Origin of the sequence: Enterobacter mori (assembly GCF_025244905.1) — a bacterium.
GTDB lineage: Bacteria > Pseudomonadota > Gammaproteobacteria > Enterobacterales > Enterobacteriaceae > Enterobacter > Enterobacter mori_A.
On record NZ_CP104285.1, the window covers coordinates 245,847 to 269,567 of the forward strand.

Sequence of the window (23,721 nt, forward strand, 5' to 3'; positions counted from 1 at the left end):
TGCAATAGATATGGATCGTATTATTGAAAAATCAGATCTGGGTTGGTGGATCGTCAGTCACGAACAAAAATTATGGCTGCCCGCCGGTGAAATCCCCCATGGCACGGCGGAAACGTTCGATCTGGTAGGACAAACCGCGCTGTGGATCGGTGAGTGGCAGGGCGAGCCGGTGTGGTTGATCCAACAAGCGCGTCATCAGGATATGGGATCTGTGCGTCAGGTGCTGGATCAGGATGTCGGTCTGTTCCAGCTGGCGGGGCGCGGCGTGCAGCTGGCGGAGTTTTACCGCTCGCATAAATACTGCGGCTACTGCGGTCATACCATGCATCCGAGCAAAACCGAGTGGGCGATGCTCTGCAGCCATTGCCGCGAACGCTATTATCCGCAAATTGCGCCGTGCATTATCGTCGCTATCCGCCGGGAGGATTCCATCCTGCTGGCGCAGCATACTCGTCATCGCAACGGCATTCACACCGTGCTGGCCGGGTTCGTCGAAGTGGGCGAAACGCTGGAGCAGGCGGTGGCGCGCGAGGTGATGGAAGAGAGCAGTATTAAGGTGAAGAACCTGCGCTATGTCACCTCCCAGCCCTGGCCGTTCCCGATGTCGCTGATGACCGCGTTTATGGCCGAATACGATAGCGGCGAGATCGTTATCGATCGGAAAGAACTGCTGGAAGCGAACTGGTATCGCTATGACGATTTACCGCTGTTACCTCCGCCGGGTACGGTGGCGCGTCGGCTGATAGAAGATACCGTGGCAATGTGTCGGGCCGAGTATGAGTAGTGTTACACTGAGGCCATGACGCTTAAGGAACTGCAAAAATGACCGAACTGAAGAACGATCGTTATCTGCGTGCGCTGCTGCGCCAGCCCGTTGATGTCACCCCGGTGTGGATGATGCGCCAGGCGGGACGCTATCTGCCAGAGTATAAAGCCACGCGCGCGCAGGCGGGTGATTTTATGTCGCTGTGCAAAAACGCCGAGCTGGCCTGCGAAGTGACGCTCCAGCCGCTGCGCCGCTTCCCGCTGGATGCTGCGATCCTCTTCTCGGATATTCTGACCATTCCGGATGCGATGGGCCTTGGGCTTTATTTCGAAACCGGCGAAGGCCCGCGCTTTAGCTCACCGATTAAGAGCAAAGCTGACGTTGATAAGCTGCCAATCCCCGATCCGGAAGGCGAACTGGGCTACGTGATGAACGCCGTACGCACCATTCGCCGCGAGCTGAAAGGTGAAGTACCGCTGATTGGCTTCTCCGGCAGCCCGTGGACGCTGGCGACCTATATGGTTGAAGGGGGCAGCAGCAAAGCCTTCACCATGATTAAAAAGATGATGTACGCCGAGCCGCTGGCCCTGCATGCGCTGCTCGACAAGCTGGCGAAGAGCGTCACGCTCTATCTGAACGCGCAGATTAAAGCCGGTGCACAGTCGGTGATGATTTTCGATACCTGGGGCGGCGTGCTGACCGGACGTGATTATCAGCAGTTTTCCCTGTATTACATGCATAAAATCGTCGACGGCCTGCTGCGGGAGAACGAAGGCCGCCGCGTGCCGGTGACGCTGTTCACCAAAGGTGGCGGTCAGTGGCTGGAAGCGATGGCGGCGACCGGCTGTGACGCGCTGGGCCTGGACTGGACCACTGATATCGCCGATGCGCGCCGTCGCGTGGGCGACAAAGTCGCGCTGCAGGGTAATATGGATCCGTCCATGCTCTATGCTCAGCCAGCCCGCATTGAAGAAGAAGTGTCGACTATACTGTCTGGTTTTGGTCAGGGTGAAGGCCACGTCTTTAACCTCGGCCACGGCATTCATCAGGATGTGCCGCCAGAACACGCTGGCGTATTTGTGGAGGCGGTGCATCGGCTTTCTGCCCAGTATCACAAGTAAGGAGTGGTTATGGATCTCGCGTCGCTACGCGCTCAACAAATCGAACTGGCCTCATCGGTGATCCGCGAGGATCGTCTGGATAAAGATCCCCCGCAGTACATTGGCGGAGCGGACGTCGGATTCGAGCAGGGTGGGGAAGTGACGCGAGCGGCGATGGTGGTACTGAAATACCCTTCGCTTGAGCTGGTGGAGTACAAGGTGGCGCGTATCGCGACCACCATGCCGTACATACCGGGCTTTCTCTCCTTTCGCGAATATCCCGCGCTGCTGGCAGCGTGGGAGCAACTCTCGCAAAAACCTGACCTGCTGTTTGTTGATGGACACGGTATTTCACACCCGCGCCGTTTAGGCGTTGCCAGCCACTTTGGGCTGCTGGTGGATGTGCCGACCATCGGCGTTGCCAAGAAACGCCTGTGCGGCGCGTTTGAACCTCTCTCCGCCGAGCCGGGCGCGCTGGCGCCGCTTATCCATAAAGGTGAGCAGTTAGCGTGGGTCTGGCGCAGCAAGGCGCGCTGTAACCCGCTCTTTATCGCTACCGGCCATCGGGTGAGCATGGACAGCGCCCTGGCGTGGGTACAGCGCTGCATGAAGGGCTACCGCTTACCGGAGCCGACGCGCTGGGCCGATGCTGTCGCCTCCTCGCGTCCGGCATTCATTCGTTGGCAGGAAATTCAGCCGTGATTCAGGTAAACTGCGGCTAATTTTCGATTCGAGACATCATCATGTTACAAAACCCGATTCATCTGCGCCTTGAGAAGCTGGAAAGCTGGCAGCACGTGACGTTTATGGCTTGCCTGTGCGAGCGCATGTATCCCAACTATGCCGCGTTCTGCAAGCAGACGGCGTTTGGCGAAGGCCAGATTTATCGTCGTATCCTGGATTTAATCTGGGAGACGCTGACGGTCAAAGACGCGAAGGTGAACTTTGACACTCAGCTTGAAAAGCTGGAAGAGGCGATCCCGGTAGCGGATGATTTCGACCTGTACGGTGTCTACCCGGCTATTGATGCCTGCGTGGCCTTGAGCGAGCTGATCCACTCCCGTCTGAGTGGAGAAACGCTGGAGCACGCCATCGAAGTCAGTAAAGCATCCATTACCACCGTCGCGATGCTGGAAATGACCCAGGAAGGTCGTGAAATGACCGACGAAGAGCTGCGTGCCAACCCGGCGGTTGAACAGGAATGGGACATCCAGTGGGAAATTTTCCGCCTGCTGGCAGAGTGCGAAGAACGCGATATCGAGCTGATAAAAGGGCTGCGCGCGGACTTACGTGAGGCCGGCGAGAGCAATATTGGTATAATTTTTAACCAATGAGACAACAAAACGTGATTTAACGCCTGTTTTGTCGCTCCTCGACTCTTCCCTTCTGCCCCCCGTCTGGTCTACATTTGGGGGGCGAAAAAAAGTGGCTATCGGTGCGTGTATGCAGGAGAGTGCTTTTTTGGCATTTTCGTCGCACTCGATGCTTAGCAAGCGATAAACACATTGAAAGGATAACTTATGAACAAGACTCAACTGATTGATGTAATTGCGGACAAGGCTGATCTGTCTAAAGTGCAGGCTAAAGCTGCTCTGGAATCTACCCTGGCTGCTATTACTGAGTCTCTGAAAGAAGGCGATGCTGTACAACTGGTTGGTTTCGGTACCTTCAAAGTGAACCACCGCGCTGAGCGTACTGGCCGCAACCCGCAGACCGGTAAAGAAATCAAAATCGCCGCAGCTAACGTGCCGGCATTTGTTTCTGGTAAAGCACTGAAAGACGCAGTTAAGTAAGACGCGTGGCAGTGAACAGTTTTAACGAAGGGGCGGCAACGCCCCTTTTGTCATTCTGGCGTGGAACGCTCGCGCTGGCAGGCGTGCTGTTACTGTCAGCCTGTAGCCACGATTCCTCCCCCCCTCCGTTTACCGCCAGCGGTTACGCGGACAACCAGGGCGCGGTCAGGATCTGGCGCAAAGATTCCGGCGGCGAAGTGCATCTGCTTTCTGCCTTCAGCCCGTGGCATAGCGGCAATACGTCGACGGCGGAATATCGCTGGCAGGGAGATGACCTGTCGCTGATTGAACTGAACGTCTACAGCAAGACCCCCGAACATGTGAAAGTGCGTTTTGACGACCATGGCGAGCTGAGCTTTATGCAGCGTGAAGTCAGCGATCAAAAACAGCAGCTTTCCAGCGATCAAATCGCCCTCTACCGTTATCGTGCCGAACAAATCCGCCAGACCAGCGATGCGCTTCGTCTGGGACGCGTTGTGCTGCGCCAGGGGCGCTGGCATGCCGATGGGACGGTGACAACCTGCGAAGGGCAGACGGTCAAGCCTGAGCTCGAATCCTGGGCAACCGAACACATTCAACGCCGTCAGCGTCATTCATCAATGGAAGTGAGTGTGGCGTGGCTTGAAGCGCCGGAAGGCTCTCAGCTGCTGCTGGTGGCGAACGAAGACTTCTGCACCTGGCAGCCGACAGAGAAGAGTTTTTGACGTAAATCCCCTCTCCCTTGAGGGAGAGGGTTAGGGTGAGGGGGGAACAGACGGCTCCCTTACTCCCCCTGCTCGCGCGCAATCGCGCGATAGCCGATATCCTGACGGCTAAAGCTGCCGTTCCAGTGAATATCCGCCATTAGCGCATAGGCGCGTTTCTGCGCCTCTGCCACGGTATGACCCAGCGCGGTTGCACACAGCACGCGTCCGCCGTTGGTGAGGACGCGATCGTCGTCGGCCAGCTTCGTACCGGCATGGAACACCTTCGCGCCGTCAATCTCTTCCAGCAGCAGGCCGTGGATTTCATCCCCGGTGCTGTAGTTGCCCGGATAACCCCCCGCAGCAATCACCACGCCCAGAGACGCGCGCTCGTCCCACTCTGAGGTTTTCTCGTCGAGCTTGCCTTCGCAGGCCGCCAGACACAGATCCACCAGATCGGATTTCATACGCAGCATGATGGGCTGCGTTTCCGGATCGCCAAAGCGGCAGTTGAATTCGATAACCTTCGGGTTGCCCTGCTTATCGATCATCAGACCCGCATAGAGGAAACCGGTGTAGGTGTTTCCTTCTGCTGCCATTCCCTTCACGGTAGGCCAGATGATGCGATCCATGGTGCGCTGGTGGACTTCGTCAGTCACTACCGGAGCAGGGGAGTAAGCACCCATCCCGCCGGTATTCGGGCCGGTATCGCCATTGCCCACGCGCTTGTGGTCCTGACTGGTGGCCATCGGCAGAACGTGCTCGCCGTCGACCATCACGATAAAGCTCGCTTCTTCGCCGTCGAGGAACTCTTCAATCACGATACGGTGGCCCGCGTCGCCAAAGGCGTTGCCTGCCAGCATATCCTGCACGGCGGCTTCCGCTTCTTCGAGGGTCATCGCGACGATCACGCCTTTTCCGGCAGCCAGGCCGTCGGCTTTGATCACAATCGGCGCGCCTTTTTCACGCAGGTAAGCCAGAGCAGGCTCTACCTCGGTGAAGTTCTGATATTCCGCCGTCGGGATGCTATGACGCGCGAGGAAATCTTTGGTGAAGGCTTTTGAGCCTTCCAGCTGTGCAGCCCCTTCCGTTGGGCCGAAAATTTTCAGGCCCGCGGCGCGGAAGGCATCCACTACGCCGATCACCAGCGGCGCTTCCGGGCCCACAATCGTCAGATCGATTTTCTCATTCTGGGCAAAGCTCAGCAGCGCCGGAATGTCGGTCACGCCGATAGCCACATTCTGCAGCGCGGGTTCCAGTGCGGTACCGGCGTTACCCGGTGCCACGAAGACCGTTTTCACTAACGGGGACTGCGCCGCTTTCCACGCCAGAGCGTGCTCGCGTCCGCCGTTACCAATGACTAATACTTTCATTTTCAGCTCCGGGAATTAATGGCGGAAGTGGCGCATGTCGGTGAAGATCATTGCAATGCCGTGTTCGTCGGCGGCGGCAATCACTTCGTCGTCGCGGATTGAGCCGCCAGGCTGGATCACGCAGGTGATGCCTACAGCGGCGGCTGCGTCGATACCGTCACGGAACGGGAAGAAGGCATCAGAGGCCATGGCGGAACCTTTCACTTCCAGCCCTTCATCACCTGCTTTAATCCCGGCAATTTTCGCGGAGTAGACGCGGCTCATCTGGCCTGCACCTATCCCGATGGTCATGTTCTCTTTCGCGTAGACGATGGCATTGGATTTGACGAACTTGGCTACCTTCCAGCAGAAGAGCGCGTCACGCAGTTCCTGTTCGCTCGGCTGACGTTTGGTCACCACGCGCAGGTCGGCTTCTGTCACCATACCCAGATCGCGGTCCTGAACCAGCAGACCGCCGTTCACGCGCTTGAAGTCCAGGCCCGGCACGCGTTCTGCCCACTGGCCGCAAACCAGTACGCGTACGTTCTGTTTCGCCGCGGTGATTTTCAGTGCCTCTTCGGATGCCGATGGCGCGATGATCACCTCAACGAACTGACGGGAGATGATGGCCTGTGCGGTTTCAGCATCCAGTTCGCGGTTGAAGGCGATAATGCCGCCGAATGCGGAAGTCGGGTCGGTTTTGTAGGCGCGATCGTAGGCATCCAGAATAGAGGTGCTCACCGCAACGCCGCATGGGTTGGCGTGCTTGACGATAACGCAGGCCGGCTCGCTGAACTCTTTCACGCATTCCAGCGCGGCATCGGTGTCGGCAATATTGTTATAGGAGAGGGCTTTGCCCTGCACCTGCTGTGCGGTCGCAACAGAGGCTTCTTTTACCTCTTCTTCTATATAGAAGGCAGCCTGCTGGTGGCTGTTCTCGCCGTAGCGCATATCCTGCTTCTTAATGAAGTTCAGGTTCAGTGTGCGCGGGAAGCGGCCAGAAGGATCTTTGCTTTCACCGTGGTAAGCCGGTACCAGGCTACCGAAGTAGTTGGCGATCATGCTGTCGTACGCGGCGGTGTGTTCGAAGGCTTTGATAGCGAGGTCGAAACGCGTGTCCAGCGTCAGTGACCCTTCGTTGGCATCCATCTCATTAATAATGGCGTTGTAGTCGCTGCTCTTTACCACGATGGCCACATCTTTATGGTTCTTGGCTGCGGAGCGCACCATGGTCGGGCCGCCAATATCAATATTCTCTACCGCATCTTCCAGAGAACAGCCTTCGCGGGCAACGGTCTGGGCAAACGGGTAGAGGTTAACGACAACCATGTCGATTGGCGCGATATCATGCTGTTCCATAATACCGTCGTCCTGACCGCGACGACCAAGAATGCCGCCGTGCACTTTCGGGTGCAGGGTTTTGACGCGTCCATCCATCATTTCCGGGAAACCGGTGTAATTGGACACTTCGGTTACCGGCAGACCTTTATCTGCTAACAGGCGAGCGGTACCGCCTGTAGAAAGCAGTTCCACACCGCGTGCAGAAAGTGCCTGAGCGAATTCGACGATACCGGCTTTATCAGAAACACTGAGCAGAGCGCGGCGGACTGGACGACGTTGTTGCATGGTAAATCCCCTGGATTTCACGATTACAGAGAGCGTTAGATGAATTTTCCTGCGAAAAACTCATCTAACACACCTGACGGGGCATCCTTGTTAAGCGCGAGCATTTTAACGAAAACGTTTGCGCAACGCTCGCACATTTTCACTTTTTCGTATCATTGTGGATAAGTCTGTGTGTAAAAAGGTATAAGGCGGGGTTTTGCTGTGTAATGCAGCAGTCAGTCATTTTTCTGTCATTTAGCGGTTGCGGCGGCGCGAGAACTCCCTATAATGCGCCTCCATCGACACGGAACATGTGAATCACTTCACAAACAACCCGGTCGGTTGAAGAGAAAAATCCTGAAATAACGGGTTGACTCTGAAAGAGGAAAGCGTAATATACGCCACCTCGCGACAGAGCGCTAAAGCGCGTCGCAGCTGCTCTTTAACAATTTATCAGACAATCTGTGTGGGCACTCAAAGTGACATGGATTCTTAACGTCACAAGACGAAAAATGAATACCAAGTCTCTGAGTGAACATACGTAATTCATTACGAAGTTTAATTCACGAGCATCAAACTTAAATTGAAGAGTTTGATCATGGCTCAGATTGAACGCTGGCGGCAGGCCTAACACATGCAAGTCGAGCGGCAGCGGAAAGTAGCTTGCTACTTTGCCGGCGAGCGGCGGACGGGTGAGTAATGTCTGGGAAACTGCCTGATGGAGGGGGATAACTACTGGAAACGGTAGCTAATACCGCATAACGTCGCAAGACCAAAGAGGGGGACCTTCGGGCCTCTTGCCATCAGATGTGCCCAGATGGGATTAGCTAGTAGGTGGGGTAACGGCTCACCTAGGCGACGATCCCTAGCTGGTCTGAGAGGATGACCAGCCACACTGGAACTGAGACACGGTCCAGACTCCTACGGGAGGCAGCAGTGGGGAATATTGCACAATGGGCGCAAGCCTGATGCAGCCATGCCGCGTGTATGAAGAAGGCCTTCGGGTTGTAAAGTACTTTCAGCGGGGAGGAAGGTGTTGAGGTTAATAACCTCAGCAATTGACGTTACCCGCAGAAGAAGCACCGGCTAACTCCGTGCCAGCAGCCGCGGTAATACGGAGGGTGCAAGCGTTAATCGGAATTACTGGGCGTAAAGCGCACGCAGGCGGTCTGTCAAGTCGGATGTGAAATCCCCGGGCTCAACCTGGGAACTGCATTCGAAACTGGCAGGCTAGAGTCTTGTAGAGGGGGGTAGAATTCCAGGTGTAGCGGTGAAATGCGTAGAGATCTGGAGGAATACCGGTGGCGAAGGCGGCCCCCTGGACAAAGACTGACGCTCAGGTGCGAAAGCGTGGGGAGCAAACAGGATTAGATACCCTGGTAGTCCACGCCGTAAACGATGTCGACTTGGAGGTTGTGCCCTTGAGGCGTGGCTTCCGGAGCTAACGCGTTAAGTCGACCGCCTGGGGAGTACGGCCGCAAGGTTAAAACTCAAATGAATTGACGGGGGCCCGCACAAGCGGTGGAGCATGTGGTTTAATTCGATGCAACGCGAAGAACCTTACCTACTCTTGACATCCAGAGAACTTTCCAGAGATGGATTGGTGCCTTCGGGAACTCTGAGACAGGTGCTGCATGGCTGTCGTCAGCTCGTGTTGTGAAATGTTGGGTTAAGTCCCGCAACGAGCGCAACCCTTATCCTTTGTTGCCAGCGGTCCGGCCGGGAACTCAAAGGAGACTGCCAGTGATAAACTGGAGGAAGGTGGGGATGACGTCAAGTCATCATGGCCCTTACGAGTAGGGCTACACACGTGCTACAATGGCGCATACAAAGAGAAGCGACCTCGCGAGAGCAAGCGGACCTCATAAAGTGCGTCGTAGTCCGGATTGGAGTCTGCAACTCGACTCCATGAAGTCGGAATCGCTAGTAATCGTAGATCAGAATGCTACGGTGAATACGTTCCCGGGCCTTGTACACACCGCCCGTCACACCATGGGAGTGGGTTGCAAAAGAAGTAGGTAGCTTAACCTTCGGGAGGGCGCTTACCACTTTGTGATTCATGACTGGGGTGAAGTCGTAACAAGGTAACCGTAGGGGAACCTGCGGTTGGATCACCTCCTTACCTTAAAGAACCTGCCTTTGTAGTGCTCACACAGATTGTCTGATGAATGATGAACTTCTGAATGTACTTTTGAGTGCATTAAGAAGTTTTGCTCTTTAAAAATCTGGATCAAGCTGAAAATTGAAACGACACACAGTTAATGTGTGTTCGAGTCTCTCAAATTTTCGCAATCAGAAGTGAAACATCTTCGGGTTGTGAGGTTAAGCGACTAAGCGTACACGGTGGATGCCCTGGCAGTCAGAGGCGATGAAGGACGTGCTAATCTGCGAAAAGCGCCGGCGAGGTGATATGAACCTTTGACCCGGCGATGTCCGAATGGGGAAACCCAGTGTGTTCCGACACACTATCGTTAACTGAATACATAGGTTAACGAGGCGAACCGGGGGAACTGAAACATCTAAGTACCCCGAGGAAAAGAAATCAACCGAGATTCCCCCAGTAGCGGCGAGCGAACGGGGAGCAGCCCAGAGTCTGAATCAGCTTGTGTGTTAGTGGAACGGTCTGGAAAGTCCGACGGTACAGGGTGATAGTCCCGTACACGAAAGCACACTTGCTGTGAACTCGAAGAGTAGGGCGGGACACGTGGTATCCTGTCTGAATATGGGGGGACCATCCTCCAAGGCTAAATACTCCTGACTGACCGATAGTGAACCAGTACCGTGAGGGAAAGGCGAAAAGAACCCCGGCGAGGGGAGTGAAAAAGAACCTGAAACCGTGTACGTACAAGCAGTGGGAGCACCTTCGTGGTGTGACTGCGTACCTTTTGTATAATGGGTCAGCGACTTATATTCTGTAGCAAGGTTAACCGTATAGGGGAGCCGAAGGGAAACCGAGTCTTAACTGGGCGTTAAGTTGCAGGGTATAGACCCGAAACCCGGTGATCTAGCCATGGGCAGGTTGAAGGTTGGGTAACACTAACTGGAGGACCGAACCGACTAATGTTGAAAAATTAGCGGATGACTTGTGGCTGGGGGTGAAAGGCCAATCAAACCGGGAGATAGCTGGTTCTCCCCGAAAGCTATTTAGGTAGCGCCTCGTGAACTCATCTTCGGGGGTAGAGCACTGTTTCGGCTAGGGGGCCATCCCGGCTTACCAACCCGATGCAAACTACGAATACCGAAGAATGTTATCACGGGAGACACACGGCGGGTGCTAACGTCCGTCGTGAAGAGGGAAACAACCCAGACCGCCAGCTAAGGTCCCAAAGTCATGGTTAAGTGGGAAACGATGTGGGAAGGCACAGACAGCCAGGATGTTGGCTTAGAAGCAGCCATCATTTAAAGAAAGCGTAATAGCTCACTGGTCGAGTCGGCCTGCGCGGAAGATGTAACGGGGCTAAACCATGCACCGAAGCTGCGGCAGCGACGCTTATGCGTTGTTGGGTAGGGGAGCGTTCTGTAAGCCGTTGAAGGTGGCCTGTGAGGGTTGCTGGAGGTATCAGAAGTGCGAATGCTGACATAAGTAACGATAATGCGGGTGAAAAGCCCGCACGCCGGAAGACCAAGGGTTCCTGTCCAACGTTAATCGGGGCAGGGTGAGTCGACCCCTAAGGCGAGGCCGAAAGGCGTAGTCGATGGGAAACAGGTTAATATTCCTGTACTTGGTGTTACTGCGAAGGGGGGACGGAGAAGGCTATGTTAGCCGGGCGACGGTTGTCCCGGTTTAAGCATGTAGGCGGAGGTTCCAGGTAAATCCGGTACCTTATTAACGCTGAGGTGTGATGACGAGGCACTACGGTGCTGAAGTAACAAATGCCCTGCTTCCAGGAAAAGCCTCTAAGCATCAGGTAACATCAAATCGTACCCCAAACCGACACAGGTGGTCAGGTAGAGAATACCAAGGCGCTTGAGAGAACTCGGGTGAAGGAACTAGGCAAAATGGTGCCGTAACTTCGGGAGAAGGCACGCTGATATGTAGGTGAAGCCCCTGCGGGTGGAGCTGAAATCAGTCGAAGATACCAGCTGGCTGCAACTGTTTATTAAAAACACAGCACTGTGCAAACACGAAAGTGGACGTATACGGTGTGACGCCTGCCCGGTGCCGGAAGGTTAATTGATGGGGTTAGCGGCAACGCGAAGCTCTTGATCGAAGCCCCGGTAAACGGCGGCCGTAACTATAACGGTCCTAAGGTAGCGAAATTCCTTGTCGGGTAAGTTCCGACCTGCACGAATGGCGTAATGATGGCCAGGCTGTCTCCACCCGAGACTCAGTGAAATTGAACTCGCTGTGAAGATGCAGTGTACCCGCGGCAAGACGGAAAGACCCCGTGAACCTTTACTATAGCTTGACACTGAACACTGGTCCTTGATGTGTAGGATAGGTGGGAGGCTTTGAAGCGTGGACGCCAGTCTGCGTGGAGCCATCCTTGAAATACCACCCTTTAATGGCTGGTGTTCTAACGTAGACCCGTGATCCGGGTTGCGGACAGTGTCTGGTGGGTAGTTTGACTGGGGCGGTCTCCTCCCAAAGAGTAACGGAGGAGCACGAAGGTTAGCTAATCCTGGTCGGACATCAGGAGGTTAGTGCAATGGCATAAGCTAGCTTGACTGCGAGAGTGACGGCTCGAGCAGGTGCGAAAGCAGGTCATAGTGATCCGGTGGTTCTGAATGGAAGGGCCATCGCTCAACGGATAAAAGGTACTCCGGGGATAACAGGCTGATACCGCCCAAGAGTTCATATCGACGGCGGTGTTTGGCACCTCGATGTCGGCTCATCACATCCTGGGGCTGAAGTAGGTCCCAAGGGTATGGCTGTTCGCCATTTAAAGTGGTACGCGAGCTGGGTTTAGAACGTCGTGAGACAGTTCGGTCCCTATCTGCCGTGGGCGCTGGAGAATTGAGGGGGGCTGCTCCTAGTACGAGAGGACCGGAGTGGACGCATCACTGGTGTTCGGGTTGTCATGCCAATGGCACTGCCCGGTAGCTAAATGCGGAAAAGATAAGTGCTGAAAGCATCTAAGCACGAAACTTGCCCCGAGATGAGTTCTCCCTGAGACTTTAAGTCTCCTGAAGGAACGTTGAAGACGACGACGTTGATAGGTCGGGTGTGTAAGCGCAGCGATGCGTTGAGCTAACCGATACTAATGAACCGTGAGGCTTAACCTTACAACGCCGAAGATGTTTTGGCGAAGAGACAGACACGATTTTCAGCCTGATACAGATTAACAGAATTTGCCTGGCGGCTTTAGCGCGGTGGTCCCACCTGACCCCATGCCGAACTCAGAAGTGAAACGCCGTAGCGCCGATGGTAGTGTGGGGTCTCCCCATGTGAGAGTAGGGAACTGCCAGGCATCAATTAGAAGAACCCCGTACCGTAAGGTGCGGGGTTTTTTGCTTTTGTTTTTCCCCTTCCTTGAAACTTTCTCACCTTACGCTTGCAGGCTCGACATTATGCCCGTTTCTGGGTATTGTTAGCTGTCTGGATGTCTAAACGTTTATACGTATGTTGTGAGGATATTAAGTTATGCCGATTCGGGTGCAGGACGAGCTACCAGCCGTCAATTTCTTGCGTGAAGAAAACGTCTTCGTCATGACGGCTTCGCGTGCGACAGGTCAGGAAATTCGCCCGCTGAAGGTGCTTATTCTCAATCTGATGCCAAAAAAAATCGAAACAGAAAATCAGTTCCTGCGTCTTCTGTCGAACTCCCCGCTGCAGGTCGATATTCAGCTGCTGCGAATCGATGCCCGTGAGTCGCGTAACACGCCTTCTGAGCATCTGAACAACTTCTACTGTAACTTCGATGACATTCAGGGTGAAAACTTCGACGGACTGATTGTGACCGGCGCGCCGCTCGGTCTGGTTGAATTTAACGATGTCGCCTACTGGCCGCAGATAAAACAGGTCCTGGAGTGGGCAAAAGATCACGTCACGTCCACATTGTTTGTCTGTTGGGCGGTACAAGCCGCACTGAATATTCTTTATGGCATCCCCAAGCAAACCCGCACTGAAAAGCTCTCCGGCGTATACGAACACCACATTCTCCATCCACACGCGTTGCTGACGCGTGGCTTCGATGACACTTTTCTGGCCCCGCATTCTCGCTACGCCGATTTCCCGGTCCAGCTGATTCGTGATTACACCGATCTGGAGATCCTGGCCGAAACGGAAGATGGAGATGCTTACCTGTTTGCCAGTAAAGATAAGCGTATCGCCTTTGTGACCGGGCATCCTGAGTACGATCCGCACACCCTTGCGTCCGAGTATTTCCGTGATGTCGAAGCGGGTCTTAACCCGGATGTCCCGTACAACTATTTTCCGAAAAACGATCCGCAAAACAAACCGAGAGCGACCTGGCGCAGCCACGGGAATTTGCTTTTTACTAACTGGCTCAACTATTACGTCTATCAGATAACACCATACGATCTGCGTCACATGAATCCGACGCTGGAGTAATCTTCTGCACTAAACGATCCTAAAGCGTTTCAGCTATTCAAATCAGGCACCTTCGGGTGCCTTTTTTATTTCCGAAATGTCGCTCACCATTCCATTAAACTTTAATTTTAATGAAATCAATTAATTAATAGCAATTAAAAATTAAAATGGAAATTGTTTTTGATTTTAGAAAAAATAGAGATAGTCTTAATTCTGCTGAGCGAAAACTACCCAACGATCTTTCGTTCGCATCGGGGGCGTGATTTTGGATCTTTGATGAGGAGCAGAGTAATGACTCAACAGGCAACGACGGTCGATGAACTGGCTTTTACCCAGCCGTATGGCGAGCAAGAACAGCAAGTTTTGACGGCGGAAGCGGTAGAATTTCTGACTGAACTGGTGACCCGCTTTACGCCACAGCGCAATAAGCTGCTGGCGGCACGTATTCATCAGCAGCAGGAAATTGACGATGGCAAGTTGCCTGGATTCATTTCGGAAACCGCTTCCATTCGTCGTGGCGAGTGGAAAATCCGCGGTATCCCTGAAGATTTACAGGATCGTCGCGTTGAGATCACCGGTCCGGTAGAGCGTAAAATGGTGATCAACGCCATGAACGCGAACGTTAAAGTCTTTATGGCCGATTTTGAAGATTCACTGGCGCCAGACTGGAACAAAGTAATCGACGGGCAGATCAACCTGCGCGACGCCGTGAACGGCACCATCAGCTACACCAACGAAGCCGGTAAAATTTACCAGCTCAAACCGAACCCGGCGGTGCTGATCTGTCGCGTACGCGGCCTGCACCTGCCCGAAAAACATGTCACCTGGCGTGGGGAAGCCATTCCGGGCAGCCTGTTTGATTTCGCACTCTATTTCTTCCACAACTACAAGAACCTGCTGGCAAAAGGCAGCGGTCCCTATTTCTACCTGCCAAAAACACAGTCCTGGCAGGAAGCGGCCTGGTGGAGCGAAGTGTTCAGCTATGCGGAAGACCGTTTTGACCTGCCGCGCGGCACCATCAAGGCCACGCTGCTGATTGAAACGCTGCCTGCGGTATTCCAGATGCATGAAATCCTGCACGCGTTGCGCGACCATATTGTCGGCCTGAACTGCGGACGCTGGGACTACATCTTCAGCTACATCAAAACCCTGAAAAATCACGGCGATCGCGTGCTACCAGATCGCCAGGTCGTGACCATGGATAAACCCTTCCTTAGCGCCTACTCGCGTCTGCTGATTAAAACCTGCCACAAGCGCGGTGCCTTCGCGATGGGCGGCATGGCGGCCTTTATCCCGAGTAAAGACGCTGAGCGCAACAATCAGGTGCTCAACAAGGTGAAAGCCGACAAAGAGCTTGAAGCCCGCAACGGCCACGACGGCACGTGGATTGCCCATCCCGGCCTGGCCGACACGGCGATGGAGGTCTTTAACCGCGTGCTTGGTGACAATAAAAACCAGCTGTTTGTCACGCGTGAAGACGATGCACCAATCGCAGAAGAACAGCTGCTGGCACCGTGTACGGGTGAGCGTACAGAGGAGGGTATGCGTGCCAATATCCGCGTCGCGGTCCAGTACATCGAAGCGTGGATCTCCGGTAACGGCTGCGTACCTATCTACGGCCTGATGGAAGATGCCGCGACGGCGGAGATCTCTCGCACCTCCATCTGGCAGTGGATCCATCACCAGAAAACGCTCAGCAACGGCAAGCCGGTGACCAAATCTCTGTTCCGCCAGATGCTGGCCGAAGAGATGCGGGTGATCCAGGACGAGCTGGGCGAACACCGCTTCAGCAGCGGACGTTTTGACGACGCTGCGCGCCTGATGGAGCAAATCACCACATCAGATGACTTAATCGACTTCCTGACCCTGCCGGGCTACCGCTTCCTGGCGTAACTCACCACATAACAATATGGAGCATCTGCACATGAAAACCCGTACCCAACAAATCGAAGAGTTGAAAAAAGAGTGGACTCAACCGCGCTGGGAAGGCATCCGCCGTCCGTACAGCGCAGAGGAAGTGGTGAAATTACGCGGCTCGGTCAATCCGGAATGCACGCTGGCACAGAACGGTGCGGCGAAAATGTGGAAGCTGCTGCACGGTGGCTCTAAAAAGGGCTATATCAACAGCCTCGGCGCGCTGACCGGCGGTCAGGCACTGCAGCAGGCGAAGGCCGGTATTGAGGCTATTTACCTCTCCGGCTGGCAGGTCGCGGCGGACGCTAACCTGGCCTCCAGCATGTACCCGGATCAGTCGCTCTATCCGGCTAACTCCGTGCCGTCGGTGGTGGATCGGATCAACAACACCTTCCGCCGTGCGGATCAGATCCAGTGGGCCGCCGGTATTGAACCTGGCGATCCGCGCTTTACGGATTACTTCCTGCCGATCGTCGCGGATGCAGAAGCGGGCTTTGGCGGCGTGCTGAACGCCTTCGAGCTGATGAAATCGATGATTGAGGCCGGTGCAGCGGCCGTTCACTTCGAAGACCAGCTGGCGTCGGTGAAGAAATGCGGACACATGGGCGGTAAGGTGCTGGTTCCTACACAGGAAGCCGTGCAGAAGCTGGTTGCCGCGCGTCTGGCTGCTGACGTGCTCGGCGTCCCTACGCTGGTGATTGCCCGTACCGATGCCGATGCGGCGGACCTGATCACCTCTGACTGCGACCCGTATGACAGCGAGTTCATTACCGGCGAGCGTACCAGCGAAGGCTTCTACCGTACCCATGCTGGCATTGAGCAGGCGATCAGCCGCGGCCTGGCGTACGCTCCCTACGCGGACCTGGTCTGGTGTGAAACCTCCACGCCGGATCTGGCTCTGGCAAAACGCTTTGCCGACGCCATTCACGCGAAATACCCAGGCAAGCTGCTGGCCTACAACTGCTCGCCGTCCTTCAACTGGCAGAAAAAGCTGGATGACAAAACCATCGCCAGCTTCCAGCAGCAGCTGTCCGACATGGGTTACAAATATCAGTTCATTACCCTGGCAGGGATCCACAGCATGTGGTTCAACATGTTCGACCTGGCGCACGCCTACGCGCAGGGCGAGGGCATGAAGCACTATGTAGAGAAGGTCCAGCAGCCTGAATTTGCGGCGGGGAAAGACGGTTACACCTTCGTGTCCCACCAGCAGGAGGTGGGAACAGGCTACTTCGATAACGTGACCACCATTATTCAGGGCGGGACCTCCTCCGTCACGGCATTAACGGGCTCAACCGAAGAAGCACAGTTCTGATTTTTTTCCCCCTCACCCCGGCCCTCTCCCCGAAGGGGCGAGGGGGAAAACAGATCCGCACCAGACCGTTCCCTCTCCCCTTTGGGGAGAGGGCTAGGGTGAGGGGTAAGGGGAATATATGTCGCGTGGCCTGGAATTACTGATTGCCCAAACTATTTTGCAGGGCTTCGATGCCCAGTATGGTCGTTTTCTTGAAGTGACCTCTGGCGCCCAGCAGCGCTTCGAACATGCAGACTGGCATGCGGTTCAGCAGGCCATGAAGCAGCGTATCCATCTCTACGATCACCACGTGGGTCTGGTGGTGGAGCAGCTGCGCTGTATTACCGAGGGTAAAAGCCTGGACGCGGCATTTTTACTGCGCGTAAAGGAGCACTACACCTATCTTTTACCCGACTACCCGCGCTTCGAGATTGCGGAGAGTTTTTTCAACTCCGTCTATTGCCGGTTATTTGACCACCGCTCGTTATCTCCCGAGCGGTTATTTATCTTCAGCTCCCAGCCGGACCGCCGCTTTCGTACCATTCCGCGTCCGCTGGCTAAGGATTTCTTTCCCGATCGCGGGTGGGAAAAGCTGCTGCATCGCGTGCTAACGGATTTGCCGCTGCGCCTGCCCTGGGAGAATAAAACCCGGGATATCGGTTACATCCACGCGCATCTCAACGAAACCTTCGGCGCGGAGGTGCTCAGCCATAGCCATTTGCAGGTGGCTAACGAGCTTTTCTACCGCAATAAAGCCGCCTGGCTGGTGGGCAAATTGGTTACCCCGACCGCGATTGTGCCGTTTCTGCTGCCCATTCACCGTACCGACGACGGGGAACTGTTTGTCGATACCTGCCTGACCACCAGCGCAGAGGCCAGTATCGTATTTGGCTTCGCCCGCTCTTATTTCATGGTATACGCCCCGCTGCCTGCCGCGCTGGTGGAGTGGCTGCGAGAGATCCTACCGGGCAAAACCACCGCCGAGCTGTATATGGCGATTGGCTGCCAGAAGCACGCCAAAACGGAAAGCTACCGGGAGTACCTGCGTTATGTCACCGCGGCCGATGAGCAGTTTATCGAAGCGCCAGGCATTCGCGGTATGGTGATGCTGGTCTTTACGCTGCCGGGTTTCGACCGGGTCTTTAAGGTGATTAAAGACAGATTCGCGCCGCAGAAAGAGATGACCGCCGCGCACGTTCGCGCCTGCTATCAGCTGGTCAAAGAGCACGACCGCGTCGGGCGCATGGCGGATACCCAGGAGTTCGAAAACTTTGTGCTGGATAAACAGCAGATCGACCCGGCGCTCATGGCGCTGTTAATGCAGGAAGCGCCGGCGAAAATCACCGATCTTGGTGACAAAATCGTGATTAGCCATCTCTACATTGAGCGCCGCATGGTGCCGCTGAATATCTGGCTGGAGCAGTCCGACGGTCAGACGCTGCGGGATGCGATTGAAGAGTACGGCAACGCGATTCGCCAGCTTGCCGCCGCCAATATTTTTCCCGGCGACATGCTGTTTAAAAACTTCGGCGTTACTCGTCACGGGCGGGTGGTGTTCTACGATTACGACGAAATTTGCTACATGACCGAAGTGAATTTCCGCGATATCCCACAGCCCCGCTACCCGGAAGATGAGCTTTCCAGCGAGCCGTGGTACAGCGTCTCGCCGGGCGATGTGTTTCCCGAAGAGTTTCGACACTGGCTGTGTGCCGACCCGCGCATCGGGCCGCTATTCGAAGAGATGCATGCCGATCTGTTTCGCGCCAGCTACTGGCGCGGGCTGCAAACGCGGATCAAAAACGGGCACGTGGAAGATGTGTATGCATACCGCCGTAAGCAGCGGTTTTGCATCAGATTTTCTCCCTCTCCCTGTGGGAGAGAGCCGGGGTGAGGGCATCAGGCCGCAGAGCAGCCCAATCGCCCGGTGGCGCTGCGCTTACCGGGCCTACGGTTAACGAATCCCACCATACGCCAGCGTCACCTCTTTCGCCGCCTTAATCACCAGCGCACCCAGTTCTGTCACGCGGTCGTCGGTCATACGTGAAATGGGGCCGGAGATGGAGATGGCGGCAAACGGCTCGCGGTGCTCGTCAAATATACAGGCCGCGAGGCAGCGCAGGCCCAGGGCATGCTCTTCATCATCAAACGAATAGCCGCGCTTGCGGGTCAGGGCCAGATCTTCTTTCAGATGCACGGGCGACACCAGCGTGGCGTGAGTATAGGCGTGCAGCCCTTTACGGTGCAGTAGCCCCGTCACCTGCTCCTCGCTCAGCTGCGAGAGAAATGCCTTTCCCGCTCCGGACGCGTGCATCGGCAGCTTGCCGCCAATCGGCGCGGACATGCGCATCAGCTGCGTGCACTGCACCTGGTCGATAATAATCGCCTGGTGGTCGCTCTGGTCCAGCACCGCCAGGTTGACCGTCTCGCCGGACTCCTCCATCAGCTTGCGCAGAATCGGGTGCACAATCGCCAGCAGGTTACGGCTCTGCAGGAAGCTGCTGCCGACAATAAACGCATGCGCCCCCACTGCCCAGTGCCCCAGTTCACCTACCTGGCGTACGAAGCCCAGCTGCTGCATGGTGGTCAGCAGGCGGTGCGTGGTGGAGTTCGGCAGGCCAGCCTGCTGGGCCAGCTCCGTCAGGGCCACGCTGCCGTGCGACTCGGCTATCCACTCCAGCAGCTTCAGACCGCGCGTGAGCGATTGAACCTGTCCGCCGGGTTGTGCGGCGGTGGTGGCAGCAGGCTTTCTGCCGCGTTTGGCGGGAACGGTCGCGACCATGACGATCTCCTTTTTCTGTATCGTGGAAATCATTTTCGTTTTATTTGGTGATTTTGCAACCGCTTTCATGACTGATCGGAGGAGTGATGGTGAACATGTCTCATGTTACCGCTGTGTGACTTTTCCACCCTGCGAGATTGTGCCAGTATGGAACCCAGCCTTTTGGCCTTGTTGAGCGTTGTCGGGAGCAAGTGTGAGCAGCAAAGTAGAGCAACTGCGTGCGCAGTTAAATGAACGAATTCTGGTGCTGGACGGCGGCATGGGCACCATGATCCAGGGCTATCGTCTCAGTGAAGACGATTTCCGCGGCGAGCGCTTTGCCGACTGGCCCTGCGACCTGAAAGGCAACAACGACCTGCTGGTGCTCAGCAAGCCGTCCGTTATTAAGGATATCCACAACGCCTACTTCGAAGCGGGTGCGGATATCGTTGAAACCAACACCTTTAACTCGACAACCATCGCCATGGCGGATTACCAGATGGAATCCCTGTCGGCAGAAATCAACTTTGAAGCCGCGAAGCTTGCGCGCGCCTGCGCCGACGAATGGACGGCCCGCACGCCGGACAAGCCGCGCTACGTTGCCGGGGTGCTTGGCCCGACGAACCGCACCGCGTCGATTTCACCGGACGTCAACGACCCGGCGTTTCGTAATATCACCTTTGACCAGCTGGTTGCCGCCTACCGTGAATCGACCAAAGCGCTGGTGGAAGGCGGTTCCGACCTGATCCTGATTGAAACCGTGTTCGACACCCTCAACGCCAAAGCCGCGATTTACGCGGTGAAAGAGGAATTCGAGGCGCTGGGCGTTGACCTGCCGATCATGATTTCCGGCACCATCACCGACGCCTCGGGGCGCACTCTTTCCGGCCAGACAACCGAAGCGTTTTACAACTCCCTGCGCCACGCCGAAGCGCTCTCCTTTGGCCTGAACTGCGCGCTGGGGCCGGATGAACTGCGCCAGTACGTGCAGGAGCTGTCGCGCATCGCGGAATGCTACGTCACCGCCCACCCGAACGCCGGTCTGCCGAATGCGTTCGGTGAATACGATCTCGATGCCAATACCATGGCGGCGCAAATCCGCGAGTGGGCCGAGTCTGGCTTCCTGAACATCGTCGGCGGCTGCTGCGGCACCACGCCGGAGCACATCGCGGCCATGAGCAACGCCGTCGCCGGGCTGCCGCCGCGCAAGCTGCCCGAGCTTCCGGTTGCCTGTCGCCTTTCCGGCCTTGAGCCGTTGACCATCGGCGACGATAGCCTGTTTGTGAACGTGGGTGAGCGTACAAACGTCACCGGTTCCGCGAAGTTCAAGCGCCTGATCAAAGAAGAGAAGTACAGCGAAGCGCTGGACGTGGCGCGTCAGCAGGTGGAAAGCGGCGCGCAGATTATCGATATCAACATGGATGAGGGGATGCTCGATGCCGAAGCGGCGATGGTGCGATTCCTCAACCTGATTGCCGGCGAGCCGGACATCGCACGCGTGCCGATCATGATCGACTCCTCCAAATGGGACGTCATCGAAAAAGGGCTGAAGTGCATCCAGGGTAAAGGCATCGTCAACTCTATCTCGATGAAAGAGGGTGTCGATATCTTTATCCATCACGCGAAGCTGGTGCGTCGCTACGGCGCCGCCGTGGTGGTGATGGCCTTCGACGAAGTGGGTCAGGCCGATACCCGCGAGCGCAAAATTGAGATCTGCCGCCGCGCGTATAAGATTTTGACCGAAGAGGTGGGCTTCCCGCCGGAAGACATTATCTTTGACCCGAACATTTTCGCCGTCGCGACCGGGATTGAAGAGCACAACAACTATGCCCAGGACTTTATCGGCGCATGTGAAGACATCAAGCGCGAGCTGCCGCATGCGCTAATTTCCGGCGGCGTGTCGAACGTGTCGTTCTCATTTCGCGGCAACGACCCGGTGCGTGAAGCGATCCACGCCGTGTTCCTCTACTACGCCATCCGCAACGGAATGGATATGGGGATCGTCAACGCCGGACAGCTGGCGATTTACGACGACCTTCCTGCCGAGCTGCGTGATGCCGTCGAGGACGTGATCCTCAACCGCCGCGACGACGCCACAGAGCGCATGCTGGACCTGGCGGAGAAATACCGCGGCAGCAAATCGGATGAGGCGGCAAACGTTCAGCAGGCCGAGTGGCGTTCCTGGGACGTGAAAAAGCGTCTGGAATATTCACTGGTCAAAGGCATTACCGAATTTATTGAACTCGACACTGAAGAAGCACGTCAGCAGGCCGCCCGTCCAATCGAAGTGATCGAAGGCCCGCTGATGGACGGCATGAACGTGGTCGGCGATCTGTTCGGCGAGGGCAAAATGTTCCTGCCGCAGGTGGTGAAATCCGCCCGCGTGATGAAGCAGGCGGTGGCGTATCTCGAGCCCTACATCGAAGCCAGCAAAGAGAAAGGCTCCAGCAACGGCAAGATGGTCATTGCCACCGTTAAGGGCGACGTGCACGACATTGGCAAGAATATCGTCGGCGTAGTGCTGCAGTGTAATAACTACGAAATTATCGACCTCGGCGTGATGGTCCCGGCTGACAAAATCCTCAAGACCGCGCGCGAAGTGAACGCCGATCTGATTGGCCTCTCCGGGCTGATCACCCCGTCGCTGGACGAAATGGTCAACGTGGCAAAAGAGATGGAGCGACAGGGCTTCACCATTCCGTTATTGATTGGCGGGGCGACCACCTCGAAAGCGCACACGGCGGTGAAAATCGAGCAGAACTACAGCGGCCCGACGGTCTACGTGCAGAACGCCTCGCGCACCGTGGGCGTGGTCTCCGCGCTGCTCTCCGACACCCAGCGCGACGATTTTGTGGCGCGCACCCGCAAAGAGTACGAAACCGTCCGCATCCAGCACGGCCGTAAGAAGCCGCGAACCCCGCCTGTTTCACTTCAGGCGGCGCGTGACAACGATCTGGCGTTTGACTGGTCCAGCTATACGCCGCCGGTCGCACACCGTCTGGGCGTGCAGGACGTAACCGCCAGCATCGAGACGCTGCGTAACTACATCGACTGGACGCCGTTCTTTATGACCTGGTCGCTGGCGGGCAAATATCCGCGCATCCTGGAGGATGAGGTAGTAGGCGAGGAGGCGAAGCGTCTGTTTAACGATGCCAACGACATGCTCGACACGCTGAGCGCAGAGAAAACCCTTAATCCACGCGGCGTGGTGGGCCTGTTCCCGGCAAACCGCGTGGGTGACGACATCGAAATCTACCGCGATGAAACCCGCACTCACGTGCTGGCGGTCAGCCGCCATCTGCGCCAGCAAACGGAGAAAGTGGGCTTTGCTAACTACTGCCTGGCCGATTTCGTCGCGCCTAAGCTAAGTGGTAAAGCCGACTATATCGGCGCTTTTGCGGTAACCGGCGGTCTGGAAGAAGATGTGCTGGCGGACGCGTTCGACGCGCAGCACGATGATTACAACAAAATCATGGTGAAGGCGATTGCCGACCGTCTGGCTGAAGCTTTCGCTGAGTACCTGCACGAGCGCGTGCGCAAGGTACACTGGGGCTACGCTGCGAACGAAAACCTCAGCAATGAGGATCTGATCCGCGAAAACTACCAGGGCATTCGCCCGGCGCCGGGCTATCCGGCGTGCCCGGAGCACACCGAAAAAGGCACCATCTGGAAACTTCTCGATGTTGAAGCCCATACGGGGATGAAACTCACCGAGTCGTTCGCCATGTGGCCTGGCGCGTCCGTTTCTGGCTGGTACTTCAGCCATCCGGACAGCAAGTACTTCGCCGTGGCGCAGCTGCAGCGGGATCAAATCGAAGATTACGCCCTGCGTAAAGGGATGAGCGTGTCTGAAGTGGAGCGCTGGCTGGCCCCTAATCTCGGCTACGACGCCGACTAAAATCACTTTTCCTTACAACAAACAGGGCACCTCAAGGGTGCCTTGTCTCTTTCTTACGCTTAAAC

General features: G+C 55.9%; 14 protein-coding genes and 3 rRNA genes. 14 read left to right on the forward strand and 3 right to left on the reverse strand.

Annotation, left to right across the window (positions count from 1 at the left end; genetic code table 11):
- The first annotated feature begins 10 nt into the window (after positions 1-10).
- The 6 genes from nudC (at position 11) to N2K86_RS01245 (ending at position 4,363) form a co-directional block, all read left to right on the forward strand.
- Positions 11-784, forward strand: a complete 774-nt coding sequence (gene nudC / locus N2K86_RS01220) for an NAD(+) diphosphatase (protein WP_260660187.1) — start codon at positions 11-13, stop codon at positions 782-784.
- A 38-nt stretch (positions 785-822) separates the two neighbouring features.
- Positions 823-1,887 carry a uroporphyrinogen decarboxylase gene (gene hemE / locus N2K86_RS01225; protein WP_260660188.1) on the forward strand — a complete coding sequence of 355 codons (1,065 nt, stop codon included), beginning with the start codon at positions 823-825 and terminating at the stop codon, positions 1,885-1,887.
- A gap of 9 nt (positions 1,888-1,896) precedes the next feature.
- Positions 1,897-2,568 carry a deoxyribonuclease V gene (nfi, locus tag N2K86_RS01230; RefSeq protein ID WP_010425928.1) on the forward strand — a complete coding sequence of 224 codons (672 nt, stop codon included), beginning with the start codon at positions 1,897-1,899 and terminating at the stop codon, positions 2,566-2,568.
- A gap of 41 nt (positions 2,569-2,609) precedes the next feature.
- Complete coding sequence (locus N2K86_RS01235; protein ID WP_260660189.1) at positions 2,610-3,200, forward strand: YjaG family protein; 591 nt, start codon at positions 2,610-2,612, stop codon at positions 3,198-3,200.
- Positions 3,201-3,386: 186 nt separating this feature from the next.
- A complete protein-coding gene (gene hupA, locus N2K86_RS01240; RefSeq protein WP_002445246.1) occupies positions 3,387-3,659 on the forward strand; it encodes a nucleoid-associated protein HU-alpha in 273 nt (90 codons plus the stop codon).
- 11 nt (positions 3,660-3,670) lie between these two features.
- The gene (locus tag N2K86_RS01245; protein ID WP_260661613.1) at positions 3,671-4,363 is read left to right on the forward strand and encodes a DUF1481 domain-containing protein; all 693 of its coding nucleotides are present in this window, start codon (positions 3,671-3,673) and stop codon (positions 4,361-4,363) included.
- A 59-nt stretch (positions 4,364-4,422) separates the two neighbouring features.
- Here the strand turns inward: N2K86_RS01245 and purD are convergent, their stop codons facing one another.
- Together purD and purH are read right to left on the reverse strand one after the other, a co-directional pair.
- Positions 4,423-5,715 (reverse strand): phosphoribosylamine--glycine ligase, encoded by a 1,293-nt coding sequence (gene purD / locus N2K86_RS01250; protein WP_260660190.1) that lies wholly within the window; start codon positions 5,713-5,715, stop codon positions 4,423-4,425.
- Between the two features lie 15 nt (positions 5,716-5,730).
- A complete protein-coding gene (purH, locus tag N2K86_RS01255; RefSeq protein WP_260660191.1) occupies positions 5,731-7,320 on the reverse strand; it encodes a bifunctional phosphoribosylaminoimidazolecarboxamide formyltransferase/IMP cyclohydrolase in 1,590 nt (529 codons plus the stop codon).
- Between the two features lie 559 nt (positions 7,321-7,879).
- On the opposite strand from purH, the gene N2K86_RS01260 reads away from it, so the two are divergent.
- The 7 genes from N2K86_RS01260 to aceK all read left to right on the forward strand — a co-directional run bounded on the left by N2K86_RS01260 (position 7,880) and on the right by aceK (position 18,891).
- Positions 7,880-9,421: ribosomal RNA gene (locus N2K86_RS01260) — 16S ribosomal RNA — on the forward strand.
- Between the two features lie 198 nt (positions 9,422-9,619).
- Positions 9,620-12,525, forward strand: a 23S ribosomal RNA gene (locus N2K86_RS01265).
- A gap of 69 nt (positions 12,526-12,594) precedes the next feature.
- A 5S ribosomal RNA gene (gene rrf, locus N2K86_RS01270) occupies positions 12,595-12,710 on the forward strand.
- The 16S, 23S and 5S rRNA genes sit together here, the layout of an rRNA operon.
- A 173-nt stretch (positions 12,711-12,883) precedes the next feature.
- Positions 12,884-13,813, forward strand: coding sequence for a homoserine O-acetyltransferase MetA (metA, locus tag N2K86_RS01275; RefSeq protein ID WP_260660192.1), 930 nt, complete (start codon positions 12,884-12,886; stop codon positions 13,811-13,813).
- A 270-nt stretch (positions 13,814-14,083) separates the two neighbouring features.
- Positions 14,084-15,685, forward strand: a complete 1,602-nt coding sequence (gene aceB, locus N2K86_RS01280) for a malate synthase A (RefSeq protein ID WP_260660193.1) — start codon at positions 14,084-14,086, stop codon at positions 15,683-15,685.
- 31 nt (positions 15,686-15,716) lie between these two features.
- The gene (gene aceA, locus N2K86_RS01285) at positions 15,717-17,021 is read left to right on the forward strand and encodes an isocitrate lyase (RefSeq protein ID WP_023309986.1); all 1,305 of its coding nucleotides are present in this window, start codon (positions 15,717-15,719) and stop codon (positions 17,019-17,021) included.
- Between the two features lie 118 nt (positions 17,022-17,139).
- The gene (gene aceK / locus N2K86_RS01290) at positions 17,140-18,891 is read left to right on the forward strand and encodes a bifunctional isocitrate dehydrogenase kinase/phosphatase (RefSeq protein ID WP_260660194.1); all 1,752 of its coding nucleotides are present in this window, start codon (positions 17,140-17,142) and stop codon (positions 18,889-18,891) included.
- A 60-nt stretch (positions 18,892-18,951) separates the two neighbouring features.
- Here aceK and iclR read toward each other — a convergent pair whose 3' ends face one another.
- Entirely contained in the window at positions 18,952-19,779 is an 828-nt protein-coding gene (gene iclR, locus N2K86_RS01295) for a glyoxylate bypass operon transcriptional repressor IclR (protein WP_260660195.1), read from the reverse strand.
- Between the two features lie 193 nt (positions 19,780-19,972).
- Between iclR and metH the strand changes: the two genes are divergently transcribed.
- On the forward strand, positions 19,973-23,656 hold the full coding sequence (metH, locus tag N2K86_RS01300; protein WP_260660196.1) for a methionine synthase: 3,684 nt from the start codon (positions 19,973-19,975) through the stop codon (positions 23,654-23,656).
- Positions 23,657-23,721 lie beyond the last annotated feature (65 nt).